At 46.1% G+C, this 17986-nt stretch carries 17 protein-coding genes; 10 read left to right on the top strand and 7 right to left on the bottom strand.

Translation table 11 applies throughout. The features are described from left to right. Positions 1 to 54: 54 nt before the first annotated feature. Positions 55 to 474, bottom strand: a complete 420-nt coding sequence (locus F3J22_RS08990) for an OmpA family protein (RefSeq protein ID WP_240155027.1) — start codon at positions 472 to 474, stop codon at positions 55 to 57. Between F3J22_RS08990 and F3J22_RS30830 the strand changes: the two genes are divergently transcribed. Further along, entirely contained in the window at positions 404 to 625 is a 222-nt protein-coding gene (locus F3J22_RS30830; RefSeq protein ID WP_167016315.1) for an MBG domain-containing protein, read from the top strand. The two genes, F3J22_RS08990 and F3J22_RS30830, sit on opposite strands and share 71 nt — an antisense overlap. Before the next feature lie 125 nt (positions 626 to 750). Here F3J22_RS30830 and F3J22_RS09000 read toward each other — a convergent pair whose 3' ends face one another. Both F3J22_RS09000 and F3J22_RS09005 read right to left on the bottom strand, forming a co-directional pair. Further along, positions 751 to 1449, bottom strand: a complete 699-nt coding sequence (locus F3J22_RS09000; RefSeq protein ID WP_167016317.1) for a M15 family metallopeptidase — start codon at positions 1447 to 1449, stop codon at positions 751 to 753. Positions 1450 to 1513: 64 nt separating this feature from the next. Beyond that, positions 1514 to 2656 (bottom strand): hypothetical protein, encoded by a 1143-nt coding sequence (locus F3J22_RS09005; protein ID WP_167016319.1) that lies wholly within the window; start codon positions 2654 to 2656, stop codon positions 1514 to 1516. A gap of 245 nt (positions 2657 to 2901) precedes the next feature. Between F3J22_RS09005 and F3J22_RS09010 the strand changes: the two genes are divergently transcribed. The 9 genes from F3J22_RS09010 to F3J22_RS09050 all read left to right on the top strand — a co-directional run bounded on the left by F3J22_RS09010 (position 2902) and on the right by F3J22_RS09050 (position 10647). Further along, positions 2902 to 3684, top strand: a complete 783-nt coding sequence (locus tag F3J22_RS09010; protein WP_205195168.1) for an SDR family NAD(P)-dependent oxidoreductase — start codon at positions 2902 to 2904, stop codon at positions 3682 to 3684. A gap of 74 nt (positions 3685 to 3758) precedes the next feature. Beyond that, positions 3759 to 4517: a hypothetical protein gene (locus F3J22_RS09015; protein ID WP_167016320.1), complete on the top strand. Its 759-nt coding sequence runs from the start codon at positions 3759 to 3761 to the stop codon at positions 4515 to 4517. A 23-nt stretch (positions 4518 to 4540) separates the two neighbouring features. Beyond that, positions 4541 to 5392: a fumarylacetoacetate hydrolase family protein gene (locus F3J22_RS09020; RefSeq protein WP_167016321.1), complete on the top strand. Its 852-nt coding sequence runs from the start codon at positions 4541 to 4543 to the stop codon at positions 5390 to 5392. Positions 5393 to 5397: 5 nt separating this feature from the next. Then, positions 5398 to 5727, top strand: a complete 330-nt coding sequence (locus F3J22_RS09025) for an L-rhamnose mutarotase (protein ID WP_167016322.1) — start codon at positions 5398 to 5400, stop codon at positions 5725 to 5727. A gap of 75 nt (positions 5728 to 5802) precedes the next feature. After that, positions 5803 to 6630: an amidohydrolase gene (locus tag F3J22_RS09030; protein ID WP_167016323.1), complete on the top strand. Its 828-nt coding sequence runs from the start codon at positions 5803 to 5805 to the stop codon at positions 6628 to 6630. A 10-nt stretch (positions 6631 to 6640) separates the two neighbouring features. Next, on the top strand, positions 6641 to 7423 hold the full coding sequence (locus F3J22_RS09035) for an SDR family oxidoreductase (RefSeq protein ID WP_167016324.1): 783 nt from the start codon (positions 6641 to 6643) through the stop codon (positions 7421 to 7423). A gap of 58 nt (positions 7424 to 7481) precedes the next feature. Then, positions 7482 to 8720: a sugar MFS transporter gene (locus F3J22_RS09040; RefSeq protein WP_167016325.1), complete on the top strand. Its 1239-nt coding sequence runs from the start codon at positions 7482 to 7484 to the stop codon at positions 8718 to 8720. A gap of 135 nt (positions 8721 to 8855) precedes the next feature. Then, positions 8856 to 9572, top strand: a complete 717-nt coding sequence (locus tag F3J22_RS09045; protein WP_167016326.1) for an MbnP family protein — start codon at positions 8856 to 8858, stop codon at positions 9570 to 9572. 10 nt (positions 9573 to 9582) lie between these two features. Continuing rightward, positions 9583 to 10647 carry a cytochrome-c peroxidase gene (locus F3J22_RS09050; protein WP_167016328.1) on the top strand — a complete coding sequence of 355 codons (1065 nt, stop codon included), beginning with the start codon at positions 9583 to 9585 and terminating at the stop codon, positions 10645 to 10647. Between the two features lie 95 nt (positions 10648 to 10742). Here the strand turns inward: F3J22_RS09050 and F3J22_RS09055 are convergent, their stop codons facing one another. From F3J22_RS09055 to F3J22_RS09070, 4 genes are all read right to left on the bottom strand, one after another. Continuing rightward, entirely contained in the window at positions 10743 to 11312 is a 570-nt protein-coding gene (locus F3J22_RS09055) for a DNA-3-methyladenine glycosylase I (protein ID WP_167016330.1), read from the bottom strand. After that, positions 11300 to 13501, bottom strand: coding sequence for a DUF4954 family protein (locus F3J22_RS09060; RefSeq protein WP_167016332.1), 2202 nt, complete (start codon positions 13499 to 13501; stop codon positions 11300 to 11302). The genes F3J22_RS09055 and F3J22_RS09060 overlap by 13 nt, the downstream gene beginning before the upstream one ends. A 19-nt stretch (positions 13502 to 13520) precedes the next feature. Beyond that, the gene (gene glmS / locus F3J22_RS09065; RefSeq protein ID WP_167016334.1) at positions 13521 to 15356 is read right to left on the bottom strand and encodes a glutamine--fructose-6-phosphate transaminase (isomerizing); all 1836 of its coding nucleotides are present in this window, start codon (positions 15354 to 15356) and stop codon (positions 13521 to 13523) included. 231 nt (positions 15357 to 15587) lie between these two features. After that, positions 15588 to 17957 carry a prolyl oligopeptidase family serine peptidase gene (locus F3J22_RS09070; RefSeq protein ID WP_167016336.1) on the bottom strand — a complete coding sequence of 790 codons (2370 nt, stop codon included), beginning with the start codon at positions 17955 to 17957 and terminating at the stop codon, positions 15588 to 15590. Between the last annotated feature and the right edge of the window lie 29 nt (positions 17958 to 17986).

A 17986-nucleotide genomic window follows, 5' to 3' on the forward strand; every position in this document is an offset into this window, starting at 1 on the left:
AGATAATAGATATAACTACTACGATTAACCGTAGCAGTTATACAATACTATTGGTTATTGCAACACAATCGTTACCCTTCTGTTCTTCCTTCTGTTTTCTTCTGAAGTATTCGGTACCAGCGGATGGGCTTCTCCTTCAGATTTAGTTTCAATCCTGGAAGCCGCCACCCCTTTGCTGACCAGGTAAGCCGCTGCTGCTTTGGCTCTGGCTTCACCCACTTTCATGTTGGCCGCCTGACTACCAATATCACAGGTATGTCCGATGATGAGGATATTCACATCCGGGTAGCTGCTTAAAATGTTAGCAACACTATCCAGTTGTTCTTTTGCGCCATCCGGAACTTCTATCTGTCCCAGTTTACCGAATATCATTGGCCGGTTGATCACCGCAACTTCTGCCGGGGTGATTTCTTTCTTAACTGGCACCGGCAGCATTTTCTGCTCTTCTTTCACCACGTGTTCCAACCTTATCATTATAGCGAATTCACAGTCTAAAATATACGGCGGCAGTGATCCGGCCCTGACTTATACTACAAACGGCCTGATTTCCGGCGATCAACTCTCGGGCATATTAACCAGAGATGCAGGTGAAAACGCCGGACAGTATAGTATTAAAAGCGGATAAAGATATAAGTATTTTTTATAGAGATTTAAATGTTATTGGTAAATAGGTGGTTTTCCGGGAGGGAAGGGGTGTTTTTCCCGGTGAGTGCAAAAAAAATGGCCAACATTGCTGCTGGCCGTAAGTATTTAGAACACAATATCCATCAGCGGATATTTTTTATAATCAGGTAGATAGAAGTGCCACCACTCGGTGCTGCTGCCCTTGAACCCGGCTGCTTTCATGGTATCGCGCAATAATTTGCGGTTAGCCGTTACAGTTGGGTCCTTTGGCTGGTAGTTCTGGTGTGCCTTGAAAGTAAAATCGTCGAAGTCGGTGGGCATGGCTACGGGCTTACCGGTTTTCAGGTCTACCATGCTGAGGTCTACGGCTACGCCGCGGTTATGCCCGGAGCCTTTCCTTGGGTCGGCAGCATAGAGATCATTCGGGACGATCTTAAACATCAGCTCTGTACAGCGATAGGGGCGGTATGCGTCATATATCAGCAGTCCATAACCTTGCTGGTGCAGGATGTCCTGTACCTTTTTCAGTGCCACCGCTGCAGGCCGGCGTAGATATATCGACGTGTTGTTGTCGGGATATAATATCTGGTGGGTGAAGTTATTGGTAGTGGCATAACGCACATCTTTCTTAATACCCGGAATATACTTTTCGAGATTTACCAGTTCCTGTGCATTGTCTTTCTTCACCAGCTGTTCATATTGTTTTTTGTCTGTCAGCACTGCCAGGCCGTATTTATTCAACGGTATCTGTTGTGCGCCGGCGGTAATGAAACAGGTGACAGCCGCTGCAAGTAAAAGGAGGCTTTTATAAAGTTTTATCATCATGGTTTATTCCGGTCTGTTAAGGATATCGGTTTATACAAATATAAGTCCAAACAGCCCTGGTATTTTATTTACCGGCAACTTTATCATTTAAGGCTTTGATATTTTCTTCCTGCTGTAATAGTCTTTTGTTTAGTTCGATGATGTATAGCGTAAGTTCTTCTACCTTTTGTACCAGTTGTCTGTTTACTGCGGCAACATCCTGGCCGTTCTGTTCTACTTCAGCAGCTGCCGGGAAACCTGGCAGGTGCTGGTGTTCGCGGATATAGTCTTCCAGAGAACCCAGCGATGGCAGTTGATAATCGGTAGTAAAAACATAGTCTGGCCATTTAGCATTTTCTTTGACTACAACCCTCGTAAATACGGCACTTCCGTTGACGGCGAATTTATAGCCTTTGGCATCGGTGGTACCAACACATACGGCGCCGTTGCTTTTTACCATTAACATGGGGTTTCCGTAGTTTGACACTGACAAAACGTTATTATTTGTTAATGTACCGTCGCCAGTTTTTGAGCGTGCATCCAGCAAAATGGCAGCAGAAAATACGTCAGCCCCGGAAGGAACAACATCGGCTGCCTGACCAATGACATATAATCCGTAAGGTGTAGTGGGAGCCTGTGAGCGTCCTGTTATAAGTGGTATATAACTATCTGCGCCAGGAGCGGCATTTCCAAATATAAGTGCTGCGTTGCTGGAGTGAATGCCGGCTTTTGTAATTTCCTGCATATTCAGCTCAGAAGAATTAATCGATAGTGTTGCGTTTGGTTGTTTGGTACCAATACCTATTTTGCCTGTATTCGTGATTCGCAGACGTTCTTTTAATGAATCAACCCCACCGCCATTAGATGTGAGGAATACAAGGTCCATACCTTGGATCAGTGAGTAGGTTCCCCAAAGATTAATCCTTTCCGCCCTGATACGCGCTCCGGTCTGATTCTGGGCAACATCACGGTAGCCTGCGAAATCGATATTATAGGCCCCGGGCATGCCAAACAAGGGTACGTCACGGTTACCCTGATCGTTGGGTCTTCCTATCCTGATAGTGGATACGTTTGAATCTGTGACGTTGGCACCGATGTGTAGTTTGGCGGCCATGAGCGTACTGTCAAGGCCAATTCCCACGCTTCCTGGGAAAACCTGTTTCTGGGCATAGGCGGCTGTACCAAACATAAATGTAAATGCCAGTATGGCAAGGGATTTTCTGAACATAGTCTAACTCTAAAAAGTGGGTTTTAAGTTGGCAAATAGTGGGCGCAAATTATTCTAAAAAATCATATTCATCTACCCGAAGAATAACAGGAAATTTTTATTGAAAAATGCATTGTTTCATGTATTTACCTCAAAAAACACGTATTTCTCGTAAAAAAGGGTAATAAAGTATAATACACAGCGAAAATACAGTTGTAATCCACAAGCTATTAATCCTATTTTAGAACCCTTAAATTTTAATTACGATGGAGCTGTTCAGATTAGATAATAAAGTGGCAGTTATCACCGGTGGTGGTAGCGGCATAGGACAGGCGATAGCTAAATGTTTCGGCGCCCAGGGTGCACAGGTGCATATCCTGGAACTGAACGAAGATGGCGGTAAAGGTACCGCCGATGAAATTATCGCCGATGGCGGTAAAGCACAGGTACACGCCTGCAACGTTGCCGATCAGGCAGCGGTGGTTGCTGTAATGAATAATATTATCCAATCTGCCGGCAAACTGGATATCCTCGTGAACTGCGCCGGTATCGCACATGTAGGTAAACTGGAAAATACTGCGGAGCAGGACTTCGACCGCGTTTATAACGTAAACGTTAAAGGTACCTACAACTGTATGTATGCTGTTATTGGCCAGATGAAGCAACAAGGTGGCGGCGTTATCTTAAATATCGCTTCTATCGCTTCCAGCGTAGGTATTCCGGACAGGTTCGCCTACTCCATGAGTAAAGGTGCCGTACTGACCATGACCCTCTCCGTAGCCAAAGATTACCTCGGCGATAATATCCGCTGTAACTGCGTGTCTCCGGCCAGAGTGCATACTCCTTTCGTTGACGGTTTCATCGCTAAAAATTATCCTGGCAAAGAAGCAGAAATGTTCGAGAAACTGAGCAAGACCCAGCCTATCGGACGTATGGCTAAACCTGCTGAAGTAGGCACCCTCGCACTCTTCCTCTGCTCGGATGAAGCCGGATTCATCACCGGTAGTGATTACCCGATCGATGGAGGTTTTATCCGTCTTAATAACTAATAATTTAATATGTTGAGTGTAACTTTAGGTCGAATGCCTATTTTTAAGCTTTATAACAAATCACCTAAACGTTCATGAAACATTTTCCCGTTTACCTGGCACTGGCTACTTTAGGGTTTGCCGCTTGTAATAATGGTAAGAGTAATACCGCAGCTTCTGCGCCACAATCTGATTCTGTTCCGATGACACCCGCCACCGCGGCCGGAAAAGTGGATGTAACACTGAAAAACAGAACCAAAGACACCGCGCAGGTGGTGATTAAGTTCGCTATCAATGGTCAGGAAAAAGAAAAATCCTTCGACCAGGCCATCCTCACAGAAGGCTCCGATAATGATGTAATCCGCGTAGCATGGGATAAACCTAACAGCGCCTATATCGGCGTAGTAAAGCCTAACCGAGCTCCCCGCTATTACCACGCCAGCGTAGACAGCAGCAATGGCGCACTGAAGATTTTCTGGGCCACCGTACCGCCAAAACCAGTATGGTTGTACATGGAAAATGTACAAGGCCTCGGTAAAGTAGCCGCTGCAGCCTCCGGAACAACAAATTCCTATAAAAAGAATATTAAATCCGGTAAAATCATCGAAGATTTTATTGCTGAAATAAAACCTTCCGATAAACCAGATAACGTAGTCCTCTACGTGGAATTTGCAGGTGTCAATAAAACCATGACCATGCCGGTTCCAAAAGGTTACAAACCTGTTATCCAGACAACCGCAAAACCTGAACAGGTTTATTTCTCCATGGAAAAAGACGGGAAACTGGATGCGGTAATGGACCTCAGGGTAGAAGATGGCCACTTACAGGTGGAACATCTGAAAGAAATAAAATAATAGCAAACAATAAAAATAGTGTAATGAAACTTATCAGGTTTGGTTTAGCAGGAGCTGAAAAGCCAGGTGTTGCAACAGATGCCGGCATGTTTGATGTTAGCGCATTTGGCGAAGATTATGGAGAGAAATTTTTTGAGACGAATGGTCTGCAACGCCTCGCTGAATGGTGGGCTGCCAACAGTAGCAGCTGTCCGCAGGTACCTGCCGGTACCCGCCTGGGATCTGCTATCGCACGCCCTTCCAAAATAGTTTGTATCGGCCTCAACTACGCCGACCACGCTAAAGAAACAAATGCAGCGATCCCTGCAGAACCAATCGTGTTCTTTAAAAGTACTTCCTCGCTGGTAGGTCCTAACGATAACCTCATCATCCCGCGTAACAGCGAAAAAACTGACTGGGAAGTAGAACTGGCGGTGGTGATAGGTAAAAAAGCCAGCTACGTGGAAGAGAAAGATGCACTGGAGTATGTTGCCGGCTACTGCCTGCACAACGACTACAGCGAACGTGCATTCCAGCTGGAAAGAGGTGGTCAGTGGGTAAAAGGTAAAAGTAATGATACCTTCGCGCCTTTAGGCCCATGGCTCGCTACACAGGACGAAATCGCCGATGTCAACAACCTGCGTTTATGGCTTACCGTTAACGGCAAAACCATGCAGGACGGTACTACTGCCAACCTGATCTTCAAAATACCTTTCCTGGTATCTTACCTCAGCCAGTTCATGACCCTGCTCCCGGGTGATGTGATCTCTACCGGCACTCCTGCTGGTGTAGGCCTCGGTATGAACCCACAGGTATACCTGAAACCAGGAGACGTTGTTGAACTGGGTATCGATAACCTGGGATCTTCCAAACAAACGGCTGTAGCCTATAAATAACTGATATGGCAAGATATTGTCTGGCTTTAGATCTGGTAGATGACCCACAGCTGATAGGCGAGTATGAAACCTATCACCGGGATGTCTGGCCGGAAATAAAAAAGAGCATCACCGACAGCGGTATCACCGGCATGGAAATCTATCGCGCTGGTAACCGTTTGTTTATGATCATGGAAACGGATGCCTCGTTCTCTTTCGAACGCAAAGGTGCGATGGACGCCACTAATCCTAAGGTACAGGAATGGGAACAGTTGATGTGGAAATATCAGCAGGCCATCCCTGTTGCAAAACCAGGGGAGAAGTGGGTAATGATGGACAGAATTTTTTCTTTATAGTGCCTGCGGCACTTTTTTCTCGCAAAGCAGCATAAGCAGCTGCTCTGCTGCTTTGCGAGCAACTAATCTAACGTTATGATAATTGACGCGCACCAACATTTCTGGAAGTATGATCCCATCCGCGATGCGTGGATCGATGATACGATGGAAGTTATCCGGAAGGATTTCTTCCCGGAACAGCTGGAGCCTGTGTTTAAAGCACATGGCATCCACGGATGCGTTGCTGTTCAGGCAGACCAGTCAGAAAACGAAACCGCTTTTCTCCTCGACCTGGCTGCCAGACACGACTTTATCAAAGGGGTAGTAGGATGGACGGACCTCCGTGCCGAAGGTATCAGTGAACAATTACACTACTATTCCCAATTTCCAAAACTCAAAGGTTTTCGTCATATTGTTCAGGGGGAACCAGATCCCATGTTCCTGCTGAGGGAAGATTTTTGCCGTGGGATTCTGGCCCTTGCACAATATGACTTTTCCTATGATATCCTCGTATACCCACACCAGTTGCCAGCTGTTGAAAAGTTTACAGCACAGTTTCCGGACCAGCGAATGATTATCGATCATCTCGCCAAACCTGATTTCAAAAAAGGTGAACTGGATACCTGGGCTGCTCATATACGTAATATCGCCGCTGCTCCCAATGTTTACTGTAAGGTGAGCGGACTCGTTACCGAGGCCGACTGGAAAAACTGGAAAGCGCATCAGTTCGAACCATTCCTGGATACCGTCCTGGAAGCCTTCGGGTGCGACAGGCTCCTCTTTGGCTCCGACTGGCCGGTATGCCTCCTGGCAGCTGAATACGGCGAAGTAAAGGATATCATAACAGACTATATCAGCAGGTTATCATCTGCAGAACAACAAAAAATAATGGGTGGCAATGCCATCGCATTTTATCATTTATAATATTTCGATCATGGATTTAGGATTACAGGATAAAGTGATTATCGTTACTGGTGGCGCCAAAGGCATTGGCGAAGCTATTGCTAAACTGGTGGCCGCAGAAGGGGCTGTCGCTGTTATCGCCGGCCGTAAAGCCGCTGATAACGAAAAAACAGTAGCAGATATCGTTGCCGCCGGCGGAAAAGCCTTCGCAGTAACAGCAGAACTGGGAAAAGTGGAAGACTGTAAAAAAGTAATCGATGCTACCGTTGAAAAATATGGTAAAATCGACGGACTGGTTAACAATGCAGGTGCCAACGACGGTGTAGGCCTCGAAAGCGGCTCCCCTGAAAGATTTATGCAATCCCTGCAAAACAATCTTTCCCACTACTATAACCTGGCGCATTACGCACTGCCTTACCTGAAAGCCACTAAAGGAAATATTGTAAATATCGGCTCTAAAGTAGCTACCACCGGACAGGGAAATACTTCCGGATACGCTGCTTCCAAAGGAGCTATCAACGCACTCACCCGCGAATGGGCCGTAGAAATGCTGCCTTACAGCGTGCGCGTAAACACGGTCATCCCTGCTGAAGTATGGACGCCACTCTACGAAACATGGATCAATTCCCTGCCTAATCCTACAGAGAAACTGGCTGCCATCACTTCTAAAATTCCTTTCGAAACAAGAATGACCACTTCTGAAGAAATCGCCAACACCACCGTATTCGTTCTCTCAGACAGATCTTCTCATACAACCGGACAAATTCTATACGTAGACGGAGGTTATACACACCTCGACAGATCCATCAGCTAGGATCAGCCAACAGCACTGATACAAAATTAATTTTCACACCTGAACTCAACATCTCGTTATGGCCGGAGGCGCAGTAAGTAATTCCACCTATACCAGCACCGCTCCAGTTGGAGGGAAACAACCCAGCTACCTGTTTCCATTTATTCTGGTTACAAGTCTTTTCTTTTTATGGGGCCTTGCATATGGCCTGCTGGACGTGTTAAACAAACACTTCCAGGAAGTATTGAATATCACGCCACGCAGATCGACCCTGTTACAGGGAGCCTATTTTGGCGCCTATTTCCTGATGGCACTGCCTGCCGGTGCTTTCATGAATAAATTCGGATACAAGAAAGGAATTATCATGGGACTCCTGCTGTACGCTGCAGGTGCCTTCCTGTTTTTCCCGGCTGCCAATGCGCTGAGTTTCGACTTCTTCCTGCTGGCACTGTTTATCCTGGCCTGCGGACTTGCTTGTCTGGAAACTGCCGCCAATCCTTATGTAACGGTATTGGGTTCGCCTGCAACTTCAGAACAGCGTCTCAACCTTTCTCAATGCTTTAACGGTTTAGGTTCATTCCTTGGCCCTGTCATTGGCGGCGCGCTGTTCTTCGGTGGTGGTAAAGATGACCTGTCTACCGTAAAACTAACCTACATCGTCATTGGCGTGGTGGTACTGTTAATTGCTGGCTTCTTCTATAAAACTGAACTTCCTGAAATTAAGGAAGATGTAGCAGAAGGTCCTAAAGTTGTGGCAGACGAACGATCGCTGTTTTCCCACAGACATTTCGTTCTGGGTGTGGTAGCACAGTTCTTCTATGTAGCAGCTCAGGTAGGTGTAGGTGCTCTGTTCATTAACTATGTAACTACTTACTGGCATGGTACTTCCAATGAAAAAGCAGCGTACCTGTTATCTGCCGGCATGGTGCTGTTTCTGGTAGGCCGCTTTGTTGGTACTGCTATCATGCGTAAAGTAGCGCCCAATAAATTACTGGCGCTTTTCGCCATCATCAACGTGGCATTATGTGCGGTGGTAATGAGTGGTAGCGGTGCAATCTCCGTATATGCGCTGATTGCCGTATTTTTCTTTATGTCTATTATGTTCCCCACCATCTTTGCACTGGGTGTAAAAGATCTGGGTAGAAATACTAAAAAAGGTGCGTCCTTTATTGTAATGTCCATCGTAGGTGGCGCCGCTGTGCCTTACCTCATGGGAGTTGTTACAGAAGCGCAGTCACTGGCATTCTCCTATGGTATTCCTTTAGTGTGCTTTATTGTAGTTTTTTACTACGGTGCATTGGGATATCGCAGAAAATAATTAAGTTAGCAACCAGTTAGCAGTTATATCCGCAAAATCATTGTATCTTCCTTACATAAAAGGAATACCATGATTTTGCGGATTTTCTTTTTTCCCCTTATTACTATCCTGTTGATTTGTTACCAGCCATTTGTTATGTCTGGTTTAGGGAGAGATATCCCCGCCCGCATTCCCCCCGCAGATACTTCCCTTATCATATCTTTTTTTAATTATGTAGATGATCAACCACTGCACTATAACGAAACTGCCTATACGAACACAGCAGGAGAGACGCTGACCATCTCAAAATTCATGTACTATATCAGCAACATCGAATTGCAGCAAGACAATGGCAAAGTGGTGCGTGTGCCTGACCAATACTTTCTGATAAACGATGCCGATCCGGCTGGTCGCGCCATATATCTGCCTGAAATCCCTGCCGCTGCCTATACCGCCATTTCCTGGACAATCGGGGTCGACAGTATCAAAAATGTTAGCGGCGCACAGGCCGGCGCACTGGCGCCTGAAAATGGTATGTTCTGGACATGGAATAGTGGTTATATCATGGCTAAAATGGAAGGCCATTCGAAATCAGCTCCAACTGCCCTGCATGAATTTCAACTGCACGTAGGGGGCTTTAAATCGCCTTATAACAGCCTTCGTAAGGTAACTATCAACCTTACCACGCCTTTAGTAATAACAAAATCGCATACTGCCGCGTTGAATATTAAAGCAAACGCAGCATCCTGGTTCCATGGCGAAAATGTAATCAGTCTGGCTCAAGGCCCGATAGTAATGGCTCCCGGAGCCGCGGCCATCAGGGTCGCCAACAACTACCAGCATATGTTTTCACTGCTGCCACCGGAAAAATAACCTTACGTGGATGAATAAACGAATATCATATATCACTGCTACTATTCTCGTAATAGTATTGCTGGCCCACACCTGGAAAATGGATGGCGCCAGGGGTAGTGAATTGTTTTATTCTCCCAAACCGGTTAAGCTCGAACTTCCCAAAGGCTTTCCCGCTCCTGTATACGATTTCTCACAGAATCCCCTTACCCGCGAGGGTATTGCTTTGGGCAGATACCTGTTTTATGACTACCGCCTGTCGAAAGACAGCACGATATCCTGCGGCTTCTGCCATCAGCAATTTGCCGCCTTCGGGCACTTCGATCATGCACTGGCGCATGGGGTGCTGGGCCGGCAGGGTAATCGCTCCGTTCCGGTTATCTTCAACATGATATTTGAAAAGGATTTTATGTGGGATGGAGGGGTGAATAACCTGGAAATCCAGCCACTGACGCCACTTACAGAGCCTACCGAAATGGGCGTAGACTTGAAGGAATTGCTCGCTAAAATGCAGGCAGACCCGAACTATCGTAAAATGTTTAAAGCGGCCTTTGGTACCGAAGAAATCACCAGCCAGCGGATGTTCAGGGCCATCACACAGTTTGTGGCCACCATGATTTCTGCCAGCAGTAAATATGATAGTGTGATGAATAAGATAGGAGAGGTGGCTTTCACACCGGAAGAGCAGGCGGGGTACGGCATCTTCCAGCAGAAATGCGCTGTCTGTCATAAAGAACCATTATTTACAGACCAGTCATTCCGCAGCAATGGCCTGCCTTACCTCGAAGCCCTCAACGATGTTGGAAGAATGAAAATTACCGGTAATACCCGCGATTTCCTGAAGTTTAAAGTACCTACATTGCGTAACATCATGAAATCTGCACCTTACATGCATGATGGCCGCTTCTTTGATATATACCAGGTATTCAACTTCTATGACCATGGCGTAAAAGCTACTGCCACTACGGATCCGCTGGTGAAAAACGGTATCCCGCTCAATGATATGGAGAAACGCCAGCTGTATATGTTCCTCAATACCCTCACGGATAATAATTTTATAAAAAACAAAGATCTGAGCGAAATTTTAATTCCATAATAAATACATTCTTTTTCGTCCAGCCGCAGGCTGGACGAAAAAGAAAAGAGGTGTGCCAACGGCACACCTCTTTTCGTAAATACATATGTAAATAATTATTTCTTCGATTTCCAGCAATCCGCCACATGGTCATTGACCATACCCACAGCCTGCATATAGGCGTAACAGATAGTGCTGCCCACAAACTTAAAACCACGTTTCAGCAGGTCTTTGCTCATCGCATCGGAAATGGCCGTTTTTGCAGGTACTTCCGACATAGACTTAAAGTGGTTCCGGATAGGTTTGTGGTTTACAAATGACCAGATATACCTGTCAAAAGTGCCAAACTCCTTTTGCACTTCCAGGAATGCTTTTGCATTGGTTACAAAGGCATTTACCTTTAATTTATTACGGATGATACCCGGATTCTCCAGCAACGAAGCTATTTTCTTTTCGTTGTACTTCGCCATTTTATGCGCATCGAAGTTATCGAATGCCTTGCGGTAATTTTCTCTTTTGGTAAGCACGGTATACCAGCTAAGACCGGCCTGTGCACCTTCCAGACAAAGCATTTCAAACAACGTATGGTCGTCATGGTTAGGAGTACCCCATTCATGGTCGTGATAATCCTGGTATAACTTATCTTTTGTAGCCCAGCCACAGCGTATTTTCTCTACAGTTCCCATTCCTTGATGATTTGTCGTACTTTTTCCTTGTACTCATCCAGCTCATTCATGGTAGTGTTGATAAAGCTGTTGTTTTCCAGACTGCCTACTACCTTATTCATTTCCTGTTCGTTGCTATAAGTCATTCTACGGAACGGATTCAGATAGTCTTTCTCTCTGGATTTGAAAATACTTTCTGCGATCCATTCCTTGGTTTGTATGCTGTCTGTCAGCCACTCTGCCAGTTGAGCTGTTGAGAAGTTCTTTAAAGATACTTCTTTTATTTCCAACATACATGCAACGGCATGTTGCAGCTTATCGGAAGCATATTCGTCACTGATTTCCTTATAGGCTTCATGCAGCTGTTCCCAACCAGAGATACGGTTTTTACGTATTTTCTGTTTGAGCATTTCAACGGTATCGGTTTTCATGAGCTGTCCGCCGACATTGAGCCAGGAGGAACGCTTTGCATTCTTTATGGCCGCCTGTAATGCCAGGAAGGAAGGCTTCTGTGCTTCCAGTATATTTTTGATGCCATATAAAACGATCATTTCCCTGAAAACCGGATATGCTTTATGTACTTTCAACAGCTGCGTTCTGCGGCCGCTGTTTTCCATATTGTCTGCCAGGATAGTGAGCCTGCTCACATCTTCCGGACGTTCCAGCAGGAGCTCTTTTCCTTTCTTACGCAGTTCTTTTTCGGAGAGTTCTTTTTTAGGCATGTTTTCAGGCAGGGCATACCAGGCTTTGGCAGTAGCCACTTCCATGATAGCAAGTCCTGTAAACATCTCTTCTACGGAATCCGGTGCCAGGAAATCATATTCAAGATGCTGCATCCTGACAATACGCTTATCTCTGTCTACATACTTCCAGGAATTACGTGCAATCGCATACATATTGTAGAGGAACCAGTACCCAGGCATGATGCGAAGGGTGTTGTCGTGCTCGTCGTTGCTAACCAGGCTGAATGGAATGCTGACATTAAGCTCTGACATGTAATTCCCTTTCGCCAGTAATGTAAAGCTGGCAAAGCGGGAGTTATGTTTCAGACTTACACAGAGTCCTGGCCAGAAGCCTCTGCCGGCAATAACTTCGCCATCGGCACCCCTGGAATTATGGTTGGATCCTACGGTAGCACCTGCAGCCATATTGCTTTGTCCCATCACCAGTGAGGCACATAGGAAGGAGTTGTTATGGTGCTGTTCATGTGCCGGAAATATGAGTGAATTCAATACTTCGCAGCAGGAGATCGTAGAATTATTACCCAGGTAAGAGTTGATGAGTCGCGCGCCATACTTCAGTTGTGAATGGGAGGCCATCACAAAACGTACTGCTTTTACACCGTAGAAGATGCGGCACCCGAAGCCGACGATACCATTCACCATTTCGCAGCCTTCTCCTATCTGTGAGCTGGCTTCTGCTTTACTGTTGATGGTAAGGTTTTTCAGTTTGTTGGCACCTTTGAGGTAAGCATCTGTACCGATGGTTACATCTTTGATCATCCGGCAGTTTTTAATAACCGTACGATCTCCGACCATGCCGTAGTAGCCACGCCGCTTATCGAATTGTTTTTCTGTGAAGTTGCGGAACTGCTGCTGCAGTTGCTCATCGTCTCTGTAGCGTGTCCACAGGTAAGCATCTCCGGGCAACATGCCATCGAATGGTAATACTGCTCTGCCACCGTTTTCGTTGCAGAGTTCCATTTCGATGCGCAGGTTTTCGGGTTCACCGGATTTGATGATACCATTACCGAATTTCGCAACATCTGTTGTTACCATTTCATTTACATTGGCTACAATAACTTCGTTGCCGATGATATAATGAGAGAGATAGTTAACATTATGTATCACTACATTGTCGCCGAAATCGCAGGAGCAGATGGTGCTGTGGTATAGCCCCACCGGTAGTTTCAGGCTACGGTGCTCCAGGTAGTATGGCTCCAGCTTACCGATGCGCACCATCCCGAAAAAGTGACAGTGCTGCACCAGCTGCGGATTAAATTCATTCGAAACGAAGATGTTGTTCCAGTTATCAGAGGTATTGTCGTTGCGTACGAGTGCTTCCAGTTCGTATGCCGTCAATTGGCGGTACTGATCATGGTTTTTCCATTGTTCGTTTCTTAAATAGTATTCATCTTTTCCTTTAGGAAGTTCACCTTCGATAAAGTTATACCCCAGTTCATCAAGGGGCATTTTTCGGATTTTGTTCATGGATACACTATTCTTAGATCTATTCTACAGTTACGCTCTTAGCGAGATTTCTCGGCTTATCAACATCGTACCCTTTCGATACGCCAATATGATATGCCAGTAACTGCAAAGGTATGACACTAATAATTGGTGCCACCAGTTCATCTGCTGCCGGAACCACAATTACATCATCTACCATTGGAGGGATGATTTGGTCGCCTTCTGTTACAACCGCTATCACCTTGCCTTTGCGGGCTTTTATCTCCTGGATGTTAGACACGATTTTTTCGTAAAAACTATCTTTTGTTGCCACAATAACTACCGGCAGGTTTTCATCTACCAGTGCGATAGGTCCGTGTTTCATTTCTGCAGCAGGGTAGCCTTCAGCATGTATATACGAAATTTCTTTCAGCTTCAGTGCGCCTTCCAGTGCTACCGGGAAATTGTAGCCACGGCCCAGGTACAGGAAGTCGCGTGCATCTTTGTATTTCTCTCCAATCTTTTTTACCTGCTCATTTAATTTCAAGGCAGTAGCTACTTTTTCAGAAATAGCATCCATTTCACCAAGCAGGTGCTGGAAGCGCTGCGGCGTGATAGTACCTTTTTCTATTCCTACTTTCAGGCCTATCAGGGCCAGTACGGTGAGCTGTGCAGTGAATGCCTTGGTGCTGGCAACGCCAATTTCAGGGCCTGCATGCGTGTAGGCGCCGGCATCGGATATACGCGCAATGGAAGAACCTACCACGTTACAAACACCCAGGATAATAGCGCCTTTTTGTTTGGCGGCTTCTATTGCTACCAGCGTGTCGGCAGTTTCTCCGGACTGTGATACCGCGATGATCACATCTCCTTTACCTACCACCGGATTTCTGTATCGGAACTCGGATGCATATTCTACTTCCACCGGTATGCGGCAAAGTTCTTCGATCATGTATTCTGCTACCAGGCCTGCATGCCAGCTGGTGCCACAGGCAACGATGATGATACGGTTTGCATTTTTCAGCAATTCCATATGATCACGGATACCGCCTAATGTAAGGGTACCATTTTTGGCATCCAGGCGGCCGCGTAAGCTGTCATAGATCGTTTGTGGCTGTTCGAATATCTCTTTCAGCATGAAGTGATCATAACCACCTTTTTCAATGGCAGCCAGGTCTATATCCAGTTTCTGAATATATGGCGTCTGACGTTCGTTGCTGATATTTTTTAAGATCAGCTCATCATTTTTGATGATGGCGATTTCATAATCATTTACATACACTACTTCTTTCGTGTATTCTACAATAGGAGAGGCGTCGGAAGCAAGGAAATGCTCGCCCTTGCCAACACCTATTACGAGCGGACTTCCTTTCCTGGCGGCTATCAGCGTATCAGGATTTTCCTGGTCTATCAGTACAATTACATAAGCACCTACTACTCTTTTTAGTGCAATACGTAATGCTTCTTCGAGGGTGGAGTTGTTACTTTTTTTGATTTCTTCAATAAAGTGAAGGAGTACTTCTGTATCGGTATCGCTTTGAAAAACATGTCCTTTGTTTTCCAGCTCCTGTTTCAGTTGTACATAGTTTTCGATGATACCGTTATGTACCATGGCAAGTTTACCATCCTGGGAAAGGTGTGGGTGTGCGTTGCGGTCGCAGGGTTCACCGTGGGTAGCCCATCTGGTATGGCCGATAGCGATATGTGAGCGCATATCCTTGCCGGTGCAGTATTCTTCCAGGGCGGCTACCTTGTCTTTTTTCTTATAAACTTTGAGTCCATCGTTGATAATGGCAACTCCTGCGCTGTCATACCCGCGGTATTCCAGTCTTTTAAGGCCTTTCAAAACGATCGGGTAAGCTTCGCGCTGCCCGAGATAAGCTACGATTCCACACATATGGTTCTTGTATTTTTTGTTGAGGTTTGATGCTGGTGCCTGAATGTAAAAAAATCAGCCTGCTAATGGCTTAGCAGCTAGTTTAACATGACGCGTGCATTAATTTTAATTCTGTTAAAAAATAAAAAAAGGGATACGGTGAGATGTCGTCCTGTCATTAACGATCTGTTAATAACAGTTTTTCATCATTCACCGTATCCCTTGATATAATTTGTCAGGGCTGGAACGAATCTACTTTAGCAACGTTTCATTGAATAATTTCAAGATGCGTTTGTATTCGTCCGTCCAGCTGCTGGGGGTTGTAAATCCGTGATCTTCTACCGGAAATACTGCCAGCTCCCAATTGTCTTTTCCTAATTCTATGAGCCTTTGTGATAATCTTACGATATCCTCAAAATGAACATTCGTATCTACCATACCGTGACACATGAGCAATCTGCCCTGTAATCCTTGCGCATGGTAAATTGGCGAGGAGCGAAGATAAGCAATACTATCTGTATATGGCTCATTCAGGATATTGCTGGTATAACCATGATTATAGTGTGCCCAGTCGGTCACACTTCTCAAAGCTGCACCTGAAGCAAATGTACCGGGTTTGGTGAACATGGCCATGAGCGTCATAAAGCCACCATAGCTACCGCCGTAAATACCTATTCGTTTCGGATCAACACCGGCTTTCGATACCAGGTATTTTGCGGCGTCCACCTCATCATCAAGATCCTTGCCACCCATGAAACGGTAGATGCCTGTACGCCAGTTACGGCCATATCCGGCACTTCCCCTGTAGTCGACATCCATTACCGTATACCCGAGATCTGTCAGCAGGTTATGGAACATGTACTCTCTAAAGTATTGGCTCCACCAGCGGTGTGCATTCTGCAAATACCCTGCCCCATGTACAAAAATAACGGCGGCGCCATTATTTTTTTGCTGATCAGGGGTATATAAACGGGCATAAACCGATTGATTATCACTGGCGGTAAAAGTGATGACCTGCGGGTCGCGCCAGTTATATTTTTTAAATTCTTCACTCTGTGCCAGGGTAGTAACCTGTTGCGGTTTGCTTCCCGGGGTATTAGGCTGTATATAGAGCTCCCATGGTTTGTTGGAATAGCTGTACCGGAAGGCAATCCATTTCTCGTCAGGAGAGATAAACACTTCGTTGGCGCCCTGCATGGTAGTGATGCGCTCCTGCTTATGGGTGGCTATGTTAAGTTTATAATATTGTTTCTCGCCCGGATGAACTTCATTGGTGGTAATAAAAAAGTTCTTTTTATCAGCAGAAAGTTGTGCATCCTGTACCTCATATTGACCGGAGGTAAGTTGCTGTTGTTGACCATTTACCACATTACTGATATATAAATGTGAGTAACCGCTGGCCTCAGACTGGTACCAGCAGGTGTTTTCGTCAATCCAGCCGATATTGCTGCCGCCGAAGCTCCAGCCTATTCCGGGGCCTGCAATCCAGGCTTCGTCACGCTGACGGTTAACCGTTTTTAAAGTACCGGTAGCTGGGTCCAGTGCCGCAATCCACCTGTCTTTATTATCCAGCGAACGGATATCCACGATGGCATGGGTGCCATTGTCCGACCAGTACGGGCCATTCACTATTACTTCCCTCACTTTTGCGGAGTCCTTTTTCGTATAGTCTTTTACGTAATCGGGCTGGTCCTTTATACCGGGCAGCAGTGCTGTGCTGACAGCCAGTACCGTATCGGCTACACGGTCATATACATAGCTGGAGAAGCTACCTTTAGGAGCACCCACTTTTTCCCTGCCGGGGATATCTGTCGTGAAACCTGTGCTGGTGACATAATCAGGAACGATCGTGTTTCTGGCGTCTTTAGGCGCCGCGAAAAGGCGGTAGGTGATGTAGCGACCATCCGGACTCACCTGCACGGATTGTAGCTCTTTGTCGTCCAGGTACAGCGAACGCAGGGCCTTAGGCTGGTATTGGCTGTTCCAGGCTTTGGCGGCATCTGCTTTCGCCTTTTTGTCACGGATGATCTGTAATAAGGCCAGCTGCTGGGCTTTCAGGTATTTTTCCTGGTCATTGCCTTTATCCTGCTCGTCTTTTGCTACAGGAGGTTTGGCGCCGGCAGTGAAATTGGTCAGCTGGGAAATGCTGCCACTGCTGCGGTTCCAGCTGTACATATCCTTCCCCTGGCGGAAAGCCACGGCCTCATCATGTTGTATAAATACAGGCGCCGTTTCAGCTGCGGCTGTATTGGTAATACGGGTTTCCCTGCCTGTTTTTATATCATACAGGTAGATGTCCCCGTAATAACTGTACACCAACATGGTACGGGCATTATTGTAAACGCCGTTATTCCTGGCGTTGATAAGGCCCCGCTCAGTGGCGGCAGTCTTAACCGGACTGGTATGCTGGAGCTGAATACGGTACAGCGAATCAGACAGGTTTTTGTCCGGGTTCCAGTTAAAATAAATGGTTTGATTATCTGTTCCCCAGAAGATATTATCGGGAGATGTCCCCATCCACTTGGGATCGCGCATGATTTTGTCCACTGTTAGCGGCGATTCCTGGGCATAGGCGGTGTTGGCAGATAAAAAAAGTATGGCTGGCAGAAACCATTTTCTCATAGCGGTTGATAAATTTGTTAGGCGATAAA

It is taken from the genome of Chitinophaga sp. Cy-1792, from assembly GCF_011752935.1.
In the GTDB taxonomy this organism is placed as follows: Bacteria; Bacteroidota; Bacteroidia; order Chitinophagales; family Chitinophagaceae; genus Chitinophaga.

What these genes read in the sequence shown, in the direction of transcription:
- F3J22_RS09025 (WP_167016322.1), top strand. Translation starts at nt 5,398, where the DNA reads ATGGCAAGATATTGTCTGGCTTTAGATCTGGTAGATGACCCACAGCTG.
- F3J22_RS09060 (WP_167016332.1), bottom strand. Translation starts at nt 13,501, where the DNA reads ATGAACAAAATCCGAAAAATGCCCCTTGATGAACTGGGGTATAACTTT.
- F3J22_RS08990 (WP_240155027.1), bottom strand. Translation starts at nt 474, where the DNA reads ATGATAAGGTTGGAACACGTGGTGAAAGAAGAGCAGAAAATGCTGCCG.
- F3J22_RS09000 (WP_167016317.1), bottom strand. Translation starts at nt 1,449, where the DNA reads ATGATGATAAAACTTTATAAAAGCCTCCTTTTACTTGCAGCGGCTGTC.
- F3J22_RS09005 (WP_167016319.1), bottom strand. Translation starts at nt 2,656, where the DNA reads ATGTTCAGAAAATCCCTTGCCATACTGGCATTTACATTTATGTTTGGT.
- F3J22_RS09035 (WP_167016324.1), top strand. Translation starts at nt 6,641, where the DNA reads ATGGATTTAGGATTACAGGATAAAGTGATTATCGTTACTGGTGGCGCC.
- F3J22_RS09030 (WP_167016323.1), top strand. Translation starts at nt 5,803, where the DNA reads ATGATAATTGACGCGCACCAACATTTCTGGAAGTATGATCCCATCCGC.
- F3J22_RS09070 (WP_167016336.1), bottom strand. Translation starts at nt 17,957, where the DNA reads ATGAGAAAATGGTTTCTGCCAGCCATACTTTTTTTATCTGCCAACACC.
- F3J22_RS09050 (WP_167016328.1), top strand. Translation starts at nt 9,583, where the DNA reads ATGAATAAACGAATATCATATATCACTGCTACTATTCTCGTAATAGTA.
- F3J22_RS09045 (WP_167016326.1), top strand. Translation starts at nt 8,856, where the DNA reads ATGTCTGGTTTAGGGAGAGATATCCCCGCCCGCATTCCCCCCGCAGAT.
- F3J22_RS09010 (WP_205195168.1), top strand. Translation starts at nt 2,902, where the DNA reads ATGGAGCTGTTCAGATTAGATAATAAAGTGGCAGTTATCACCGGTGGT.
- F3J22_RS09020 (WP_167016321.1), top strand. Translation starts at nt 4,541, where the DNA reads ATGAAACTTATCAGGTTTGGTTTAGCAGGAGCTGAAAAGCCAGGTGTT.
- F3J22_RS09015 (WP_167016320.1), top strand. Translation starts at nt 3,759, where the DNA reads ATGAAACATTTTCCCGTTTACCTGGCACTGGCTACTTTAGGGTTTGCC.
- glmS (WP_167016334.1), bottom strand. Translation starts at nt 15,356, where the DNA reads ATGTGTGGAATCGTAGCTTATCTCGGGCAGCGCGAAGCTTACCCGATC.
- F3J22_RS09055 (WP_167016330.1), bottom strand. Translation starts at nt 11,312, where the DNA reads ATGGGAACTGTAGAGAAAATACGCTGTGGCTGGGCTACAAAAGATAAG.
- F3J22_RS09040 (WP_167016325.1), top strand. Translation starts at nt 7,482, where the DNA reads ATGGCCGGAGGCGCAGTAAGTAATTCCACCTATACCAGCACCGCTCCA.